The 8,508-nt window shown below is 68.9% G+C and carries 10 protein-coding genes and 1 tRNA gene; 6 read left to right on the forward strand and 5 right to left on the reverse strand.

What is annotated here, in order from left to right:
* Positions 1-92: 92 nt before the first annotated feature.
* Entirely contained in the window at positions 93-1,949 is a 1,857-nt protein-coding gene (locus tag Adu01nite_RS44010) for an acyl-CoA dehydrogenase (protein WP_203735347.1), read from the reverse strand.
* Positions 1,950-2,203: 254 nt separating this feature from the next.
* Between Adu01nite_RS44010 and Adu01nite_RS44015 the strand changes: the two genes are divergently transcribed.
* Positions 2,204-2,386 (forward strand): hypothetical protein, encoded by a 183-nt coding sequence (locus Adu01nite_RS44015; RefSeq protein WP_203735348.1) that lies wholly within the window; start codon positions 2,204-2,206, stop codon positions 2,384-2,386.
* Here Adu01nite_RS44015 and Adu01nite_RS44020 read toward each other — a convergent pair.
* Positions 2,383-3,510: a PP2C family protein-serine/threonine phosphatase gene (locus Adu01nite_RS44020; protein ID WP_203735349.1), complete on the reverse strand. Its 1,128-nt coding sequence runs from the start codon at positions 3,508-3,510 to the stop codon at positions 2,383-2,385. The genes Adu01nite_RS44015 and Adu01nite_RS44020 overlap by 4 nt on opposite strands.
* Before the next feature lie 113 nt (positions 3,511-3,623).
* On the opposite strand from Adu01nite_RS44020, the gene Adu01nite_RS44025 reads away from it, so the two are divergent.
* Positions 3,624-4,160, forward strand: coding sequence for a phosphoribosyltransferase (locus Adu01nite_RS44025; RefSeq protein WP_203735350.1), 537 nt, complete (start codon positions 3,624-3,626; stop codon positions 4,158-4,160).
* Here Adu01nite_RS44025 and Adu01nite_RS44030 read toward each other — a convergent pair.
* Positions 4,157-4,426, reverse strand: coding sequence for a YciI family protein (locus tag Adu01nite_RS44030; RefSeq protein WP_203735351.1), 270 nt, complete (start codon positions 4,424-4,426; stop codon positions 4,157-4,159). The genes Adu01nite_RS44025 and Adu01nite_RS44030 overlap by 4 nt on opposite strands.
* 63 nt (positions 4,427-4,489) lie before the next feature.
* Here Adu01nite_RS44030 and Adu01nite_RS44035 point away from each other — a divergent pair, with 63 nt between their 5' ends.
* Together Adu01nite_RS44035 and Adu01nite_RS44040 are read left to right on the forward strand one after the other, a co-directional pair.
* Positions 4,490-5,353, forward strand: coding sequence for a TIGR03620 family F420-dependent LLM class oxidoreductase (locus Adu01nite_RS44035; RefSeq protein WP_203735352.1), 864 nt, complete (start codon positions 4,490-4,492; stop codon positions 5,351-5,353).
* 73 nt (positions 5,354-5,426) lie between these two features.
* Positions 5,427-5,903, forward strand: a complete 477-nt coding sequence (locus tag Adu01nite_RS44040) for a YcxB family protein (protein WP_203735353.1) — start codon at positions 5,427-5,429, stop codon at positions 5,901-5,903.
* Here Adu01nite_RS44040 and Adu01nite_RS44045 read toward each other — a convergent pair.
* On the reverse strand, positions 5,900-6,616 hold the full coding sequence (locus tag Adu01nite_RS44045) for a class I SAM-dependent methyltransferase (RefSeq protein ID WP_239133175.1): 717 nt from the start codon (positions 6,614-6,616) through the stop codon (positions 5,900-5,902). The genes Adu01nite_RS44040 and Adu01nite_RS44045 overlap by 4 nt on opposite strands.
* Positions 6,617-6,645: 29 nt before the next feature.
* A complete protein-coding gene (dcd, locus tag Adu01nite_RS44050; protein WP_203735354.1) occupies positions 6,646-7,224 on the reverse strand; it encodes a dCTP deaminase in 579 nt (192 codons plus the stop codon).
* A gap of 75 nt (positions 7,225-7,299) precedes the next feature.
* Here dcd and Adu01nite_RS44055 point away from each other — a divergent pair, with 75 nt between their 5' ends.
* Together Adu01nite_RS44055 and Adu01nite_RS44060 are read left to right on the forward strand one after the other, a co-directional pair.
* Complete coding sequence (locus Adu01nite_RS44055) at positions 7,300-7,800, forward strand: pyridoxamine 5'-phosphate oxidase family protein (RefSeq protein WP_203735355.1); 501 nt, start codon at positions 7,300-7,302, stop codon at positions 7,798-7,800.
* A gap of 53 nt (positions 7,801-7,853) precedes the next feature.
* Positions 7,854-7,924 (forward strand) — tRNA-Gly (locus Adu01nite_RS44060).
* Positions 7,925-8,508 lie beyond the last annotated feature (584 nt).

Genomic DNA, 8,508 nt, shown 5'->3' on the forward strand with positions numbered 1-8,508 from the left:
AGACCGCGGTGATCATAGACGACCAAGGCCGGCCCGGACGTCCTTGTCCGGGCCGGCCTTCGCCGTTTTCAGGAGAGTGGGAAAAGACTGTTCTAGAAGACGTCCTCGGAGAGGTCCATCAGGTCGAGGACGGTGTTCTCGATGATGCGACGGTCGGAGCCGACCCGCGGCAGAACCTCGCGGACGAAGAAGCGGGCGGCCGCCACCTTGCCCTCGTAGAAGTTCTTGTCGGCGGCCGACACCTCGCCGCCGAGCGCCCGCAGGGCCACCTCAGCCTGCCGCAGCAGCAGCCAGGCGAGAACGACGTCGCCGAGCGCGAGCAGGACGCGGCGGGAGCTGAGGCCCACCTTGTACAGGTCGCGGGTCTCGCCGCCCTGCACCGCGGACAGCCAGCCCATCGTCGCGCCGAGGATCTGCTGCATCTCGCCGAGCGCCTTGCCGAGCCCGAGCCGCTCCTCCTTGAGCTGACCGTTGCCGGCCTCGTTCTCCACGAACGACTGCATCTCGGTGGCGATGACGGCGAGCGCCTGACCCTGGTTCTTCACGATCTTGCGGAAGATCAGGTCGAGGCTCTGGATCGCGGTCGTGCCCTCGTACAGGGTGTCGATCTTCGCGTCCCGCACGTACTGCTCGAGCGGGTAGTCCTGCAGGAAGCCGGAGCCGCCGAAGGTCTGCAGCGACTCGTGCCCGAGCAACTCGTACGCCCGCTCCGAACCGACGCCCTTGACCAGCGGAAGCAGCAGGTCGTTGACCGCACTCGCGGCCTTGGCCGCGGCCTTGTCGCCGGCCGCCTCCGCGATCGCCACCTTGTCCTGCCAGCTGCCGGTGTAGACCACCAGTGCGCGCAGGGCCTCGGAGTACGACTTCTGCAGCATCAGCGAGCGGCGTACGTCGGGGTGGTGGGTGATCGTGACGCGCGGCGCGGCCTTGTTGTCGTTCTGCACCAGGTCGGCGCCCTGCACGCGGTTCTTCGCGTACTCCAGGGCGTTCAGGTAACCCGTCGACAGGGTCGCGATCGCCTTCGTGCCGACCATCATCCGGGCGTACTCAATGATCATGAACATCTGCCGGATGCCCGAGTGCACCTCGCCCAGCAGCCAGCCCTTGGCCGGGGTGCCGTGCTCGCCGAAGGTCATCTCGCAGGTGTTCGAGGCCTTGAGGCCCATCTTGTGCTCGACGTTGGTGGCGTAGACGCCGTTGCGCTCGCCGAGCTCGCCGGTCTCCGCGTCGAAGTGGTACTTCGGCACGATGAACAGCGACAGGCCCTTGGTGCCCGGACCGCCGGCACCCTCGACGCCGACCGGGCGGGCCAGCACGTAGTGGATGATGTTGTCGGTCAGGTCGTGCTCACCCGAGGTGATGAAGCGCTTGACGCCCTCGATGTGCCACGAGCCGTCGGCCTGCTGGATCGCCTTGGTGCGACCGGCGCCCACGTCCGAGCCGGCGTCCGGCTCGGTGAGCACCATGGTCGAGCCCCACTGCTTCTCGACGAAGAGCTTGGCCCACTTCTTCTGCTCCTCGGTGCCCTCCTGCTCCACGACGTGCGCGAAGGAGGGGCCGGACGAATACATCCAGACCGGGGCGTTGGCGCCCAGCACCATCTCGGCGAGCGACCACCACATGGCCCGCGGTGCGAGCGTGCCGCCCAGCGAGCCGGGCAGGTCGAGGCGCCAGAACTCGGACGCCATCCACTGCTCGAAGGACTTCTTGAAGGACTCCGGAAGCGGAGCCGTGTGGGTCACCGGGTCGAACACCGGTGGGTTGCGATCGGCCTCGATGTAGCTCGCCGCGAGATCCTCGGTCGCGAGGCGGTTCACCTCGGCAAGGACGTCACGCGCGGTCTCCGCGTCGATGTCTTCGTACGGCGCCTGGCCGAACGCACGATCAGCCCCGAAGACCTCGAACAGGTTGAACTGGAGGTCCCGAAGGTTGCTCTTGTAATGGCTCATGTGCTGGCCCCGCTCTCCGAACGACGCGAGTGAAAACGCGAGTTACCCGTCAGTAACTCCCACTGTATTACCCATCGGTAGGAAGGGACAAGCCGCAAGGCGTTCTGTGACCAAAGGCCGTATCGCACATCCAGTCCGGCCGATCAGATGGGCGGCAGTACAGCCGTTCGGCCAGAAAGATTCCCCCTACGTATCGAGGTGTCTCGCGGCTCGTTGCTTGGGATAGAGACTTCGCCATAGCGCTAGGGGGCGCCATGTTCGCCGCGATCAAGAACCTGATTCCCGAGCCCCGTCAGGCCGACCAGCCGCGTCACTACGTAGGCCGGCACCGCCACCCCGACCCCATCCCGGAAGCACCGGTCTCGCCTGCTCCGCCCGTTTCGCCCGGCCCGGTGGTCACCAAACCGGCCGAAGAGACCGAAACCGCCGCTGCCTAACTGCCGGCGGCGCCGACCTCCCAGCTAGGCATGGGGACGGTCGCGCCGTCGTCAGGGCCGGTGTATTCCAGCAGGACCAGGGCGATGTCGTCCTCGAGCCGACCGTGCACCCAATCGACCAGCGCCGTCTCGAGCGAAGCCAGCCCGTCCCCGACCGTGCCGTGACCGAGCAGCCGCCACGCCCGGTCCGCCGTCGGGAAGAACTCCCCCTCCCGGCGCGCCTCGCCCAGGCCGTCGGTGAACAGCAGCAACCGGTCACCCGGCTCCAGCCGCTCCACCCGCGGCTTCACCTCCGGCATGAAGCCCAGCGGCGGCGCCGGTGACGGCGGCTCCAGCGAGATGACCTGCCCGCGCCGCAGCAACAGCGGCGCCGGATGTCCACAGTTGACGATGGTGAGCGTGCCCCCGCGCTCCTCGACCAGGGCCGCGGTCACGAAGTCCTCGTCGCCGACGCTGCGGGCGACCGCCCGGTCGAGGTCGGCCACCACCGCTTTGAGATCGGCCCGCTCGTAGGCCACATGCCGGTAGGACCCGAGCACGATGCTGGCCAGCCGGACCGCGTCCAGCCCCTTGCCGCGCACGTCGCCGATGATGATCCGCACCCCGTACGGCGTGTCCAGCGCCTCGTAGAGGTCGCCGCCGATGTCGGCGGCCGCGGTCGCGGAGATGTATCGGCCCGCCACCGACAGCGCGCCCACCTGCGGGCCCACCGGGCTCAGCACCGCCTGCTGGGCCACCGCCGCGAGTTTCTGCAGCTCGACGATCCGGTCGGCCTGCTTCTGCCGGACCGTCGCCACCGCCGCCGCGATGCCGGTGGCGAGCATGATGCCGAGGATGGTGACCAGGCCGGCCATGCCCTGCTCAGGGTCCGACCCCACGAAGATCATCCCGACCACGGTGGCGAGCACCCCGACCACCAGCACGGTCTGCCAGAAGGCGAAGACGGCGGCGAGGAACGGGACGGCCGCGAGCAGGCCGACGAAGTGCGCGCGCGGCCCGTCGGCGAGCTCCACGGCCGAGATGACGGCGAGCAGCACGAGGGCCGCGCCGAGTCCGGCGCGGGAACCTGGGCTGAGCGGGCGACGGCCCGGCGGGAGAGTAGGCATGGTTACGCCGAACAGCATGCCCGATCAGGGCACGTCACTGCATCAACTTGACTCGTAGTCTGACTCGGTTCTGACCACCTGTTACTCCCGTGTCGGCCGGTAGGTCGGGGCGATGGTGACAGGATGTCCGGATGGCAGCCGATCTAGGTGACCACCTTCGGGCGGCGTTTCGCTGGACCGACCCCGGCGACGGCACCGGATATCTGGTCAGCAACCGCTCCGGCTGGTGGCGGGACCCCGTGATCCTTTCCGGTCTCGGCGACGCCCTCGGCGATCTCTTTCGCGATGCTGCCCCGACCGTGGTGGTCTCGCCCGAGGTCACCGGGTTCCTGATCGGCCCGCTGGTCGCCCGCTCGCTCGGCGCCGGCTTCGTGGAGGCCTACCGGGCCGGGGCGCGACGGCCCATCGCCGAGCCGATGCGCTGGGCCACGGTGCCCAGCGATCACCGAGGCGAAGAGCAACGTCTAGGGGTACGCGACGGGCTGATCACCCCGGCCGACCGGGTCCTCGTGGTCGACGACTGGGCGGCCACCGGAGCCCAGATCCGGGCCCTGCGGGAGCTGGTCGGCGACGCCTACGTGGGCGCCGCCGTGATCGTCGACGAGTGCCCGCCGGGGGTCGCCGCCGACCTGACCATTCGCGGTCTGCTCAACGGCGACGACCTCTAGAGGATCTTGCCGAGGCTCGGCTTGAAGCCGGTGAACGTGTAGTCGGCGAGGTTACGCAGCACGTACGGGTCGTGGGCCATGATCGCCCGCGCCTCCGCCTCGGTGTCGACGTCGATCACCACGAGCCCACCGACCGGCGGGTCCTGCCGACCGGCGACGACGAGTTTGCCCTGCTGCAGGAGACCGTCCAAAAAGGCCACGTGCTCGTCGCGAGCCTTGTCGACCTCCTCGAGCGGCACCAGATAATTCGAGATCAACACGTACATGGTGACGCTCCTCTCCCCGCGCGGCCGGCGGCGACCGCACGCCCGCAATCGTACGATCCAGAGATGATCGCGTTCGGGCGCTACGGCATCTGGGTCCCCAGCCGGCAATGGTCGACCGAGCCGGCCGAGATCGCCGCCGCGGCCCAGGAGCTGGAAAGTCTCGGCTTCGGGTCGGTCTGGATCGGCGGCAGCCCGCCCGACGACCTGAAGCTGCCCGAGGCGGTGCTGGCCGCCACCGAGCGCCTGGTCGTCGGCACCAGCATCGTCGACATCTGGCACAGCGACGGCGCCACCCTGGCCGCCAGTCACCAGCGGATCCGGGCCCAGTTCCCCGGGCGCTTCTATCTCGGTGTCGGCTCCGGCCACGCGCCGACCGCCGAGTCGCTGGGCCAGAAGTACGTGAAGCCGCTGAGCCGGCTGCGCGACTTCCTGACCGAGAAGCTGCACGACGTACCCCCGGACGAGCGCATGATCGCCGCGCTCGGCCCGAAGACGCTGGCCGCCGCTCGTGAGCTGACCGCCGGCGCCCTGCCCTACCTGATGCCACCGGCCCACACCGCCGAGGCCCGCGAGATCCTCGGTCCCGACCGCCTGCTGATCCCCGAGCAGAAGGTCTTCCTGGGCACCGACCGCGACCAGGCCCACGAGGTGGCCCGGCGGATGGCCCGCACCTACCTGGCCCTCCCGAACTACACGAATGCCCTGGCCAGTGGCGGCCTGACCGCGGACGACCTGGCGGGTTCCGGCAGCGACCGCTTCCTCGACCAGGCCGTCGTCTGGGGTGCCGACGACCGGATCCGGGCCGGCATCGACGACCATCTGACCGCCGGCGCCGACCACGTGGCCGTCCAGATCCTGCCCACCGATGCGGCCGGCGGCCTCCCTCGCGCCGAGTGGCGCCGCCTCGCCGAGATCCTGGCTCTCTGAGACTTTTCCCGGCCGATCCCTTCGACCGACCAGCTGATATCCGGACAAGGTCCAGAAAAGTTACATTTCAGGAGTGCTTCTTCAGATCACCGCGCGGCCGGATGCCCGGCTCATCGCCTCGGCGGTTCGGCGTGGCCTCCGGCCCTTCGTGCTGACGGCGCGCGGGCTCGGCTGGGCCGCGATCGCCCTCGCCCTGCTTCTGCAGATCGTCGTCGGCGGCAGCTACCTCACGCTGGTGCTGGTCGGGGCGCTGATCGCGGTCGGCATCCCGATGCTGCTGATCAACGCGGGCACCCGGGACGCCCTGAGCGACGGCGACCTCACCACCTACGAGATCACCGACGGCGGCGTCGCCAGCTCCAGCCTGGCCAGCCGGCACGCGTACGCCTGGAACGCCTTCCGGTTCGTCGAGGAAGCGCCCGGTCAGTTGATCTTCGGGCGCAGCCGCACCCGCCTCCTGCCGATCCCCACCGGCACCCTCACCAGGGCACAGATCGAACAGATCCTGGGCACCGCGGCGGGGAACGGTCTGCGGGTCCGTCGCGCTTAGCGCTCCGGTTTCACCCCCAGGAGGTACGCCTGGGGCTGCCCCTCGTAGCCCTCCGCCGCCCGGACCAGTCGCAACGACTCGGTGAACCCGGCCGCGGTCATCAGGTCGGCCACCCGCTGCGGCGGGAACCAGTAGACGTCCAGCTCGATCTCGTGGCCGTAGCCGCTGGTCAGTGGCCGTTTCACGCCGTCTTTGCCGCCCGCTTTGCCGCCGTCTTTGCCGCCGTCTTTGCCGGCCGCTTGGTCGGCCGCTTGGTCGGCCGCCTTGAAGGCCAGGAGCAGGCGGCCGCCCGGGCGCAGCACGCGGAAGAACTCGGCGAACGCGGACGGCAGCAGGTGCGGCGGGGTGTGCACCAGCGAATACCAGGAGACCAGGCCGCCCAGGCTCGCGTCCGGGAGGTCGAGGTCGAGCAGCGAGCCGACCCGGAACGGGATCGCCGGATACACCTCGCGGGCCACCTCGACCATCCGCGGGGACAGGTCGATGCCGCTCACCTCGACGCCGAGGTCGGCCAGCGGCCCGGTGATCCGCCCCGGCCCGCACCCCACGTCGACGACCGGCCCCTCGACGATCTCGGCGAACCCACCGAGCATCGCCCGCTCCCAGGGAGTCCGGGCGATCTCGTCCTGGAGCAGAACGTGGTAATCGGCTGCTACCACGTCGTACGCAATCCGGGTCTTTGTTAAGTAAGCCGCAGCTTCCCCGTCGATCATCGCGCCAGTCTGCCGCCTTGGCGGCAGTGTCAGCGCGTCGGCCAGACCCGGAAATTCTGCGCCGAGCGACTCTGGGTCGGGCCACGTTGTCCCTGGTAGCGGGAGCCGTAGACGGCCGAACCATACGGGTGCTCGGCCGGGCTGGAGAGCCGGAAGATGCAGAGTTGCCCGATCTTCATGCCCGGCCACAGCTTGATCGGCAGATTGGCCACGTTGGACAGCTCCAGCGTCACGTGCCCGGAGAAGCCCGGGTCGATGAAGCCGGCCGTCGAGTGGGTCAGCAGCCCGAGACGGCCGAGCGAGCTCTTGCCCTCGAGCCGGCCCGCGAGCTGCTCGCCCAGCGTGATCACCTCGAGCGTGGAGGCGAGCACGAACTCACCCGGGTGCAGCACGAACGGCACACCGTCCTCGACCTCGAGCGACGCGGTGAGATCGTCCTGCTGCTCGGCCGGGTCGATGTGGGTGTAGAGGTGGTTGTTGAACACCCGGAAGAACCGGTCCAGCCGCACGTCGATGCTGGACGGTTGCATGAGCGCGGGGTCGAACGGCTCCAGGGCGAGATCGCCCGACTTGATCTCGGAGACGAGGTCACGGTCGGAGAGCAGCATCGCAACACCATACCCACCTGCCCATTCGGCGTGTTTTGGTGGGCGTGTCGAACATGTGTTCGATAAGATGTCCCCATGGCTTCCTGGTCCGACTTCACCTCCGCCGACCCATCGTTGGCAGCAGCCATCCGCGCCCTCTTCGAGCAGTACGGTCCTGGCCTCGCCTACATGGCCACCGTGCGCGCCGACGGCGCCCCCAGGCTGCATCCGGTCTCCCCGGTAATCACGGACGAGGGCCTCTACTGCTTCATGGTGGCTTCCCCCAAACGGGGAGACCTGACCCGAGACGGCCGCTACGCACTCCACTCGTTCCCCCCGGAGGAGTGCGACGACGAGGCCTACCTGACCGGCCAGGCCACCCGAGTCCAAGACCCGATGGTGATAGCCACCCTTTCGGGGGCCTTGCGAGCGTCCCCCGACGTCGACTGGCACCTCTACGAGCTGCACATAGAGACGGCAACCTTCCGCCAACACGGCCCCGCCGGCGCCATCCCCTTGGCCGCAAGCCCCACCGTGGCCCCGATGTCCCGCACCTGGAGGGCAGAGTTATCCCCTCAGCTGGCCCTAGCCAGCTAACGCGAGCCACTACCGCCACAGCCCGCGCCCATCAGGTACAGTGATGCCGCTACGCGGGTGTAGTTCAATGGCAGAACATCAGCTTCCCAAGCTGACAGTGCGGGTTCGATTCCCGTCACCCGCTCGGAGTCGGGAGGCCCCTGTCCGCGGAATGCGCGGACCGGGGCCTCCTCGCATTTCTGCCTGGGGGCCGAGCCCCCAGACCCCCACGGTGCGTTGGTTGCGCTGAGCGCACCCGTTGCGCTGAGGCACCCGTTGCCCTGAGGCACCCGTTGCGCTGAGGCACCCGTTGCCCTGAGGGCACTTGTTGCGCTCGTAGTGCGCTCGATTCGCTGTAGCGGCCGGAGCCATTCGCGTGGTCAATGATCGAGGACTCTCGCTCTCAGGATCGGGCTCCGTGTCGGCCAGCCGCCAGTCGCTGGAACTCCTCGTAAGTGACCCCATGCGCAACAGGGATCAGCAGATCACGCGCCAGCAGTTCCGAGAGTTCTTCTCGGATACCCCGCCGTTCTCTCGATGCGCCTGAGGAACAGGTCAGAGCGGATTGCCGCAACCGCATGCCTCCAGCGGCCGGGGGCGGCTGCCTGCCGCTATCAGGGCATGCGTTGCCCTCCGGAGGAGACGGTCCGCCGCCAATCCATGTGAGCGCCGGAGCGCTCTAACAAGACCGGGTTTGGCTCGACAGCGGGGCCAGCTCGGCTGCGGGGG

The sequence above is a fragment of the Paractinoplanes durhamensis genome, from assembly GCF_016862175.1.
GTDB classification, from domain to species: Bacteria; Actinomycetota; Actinomycetes; order Mycobacteriales; family Micromonosporaceae; genus Actinoplanes; species Actinoplanes durhamensis.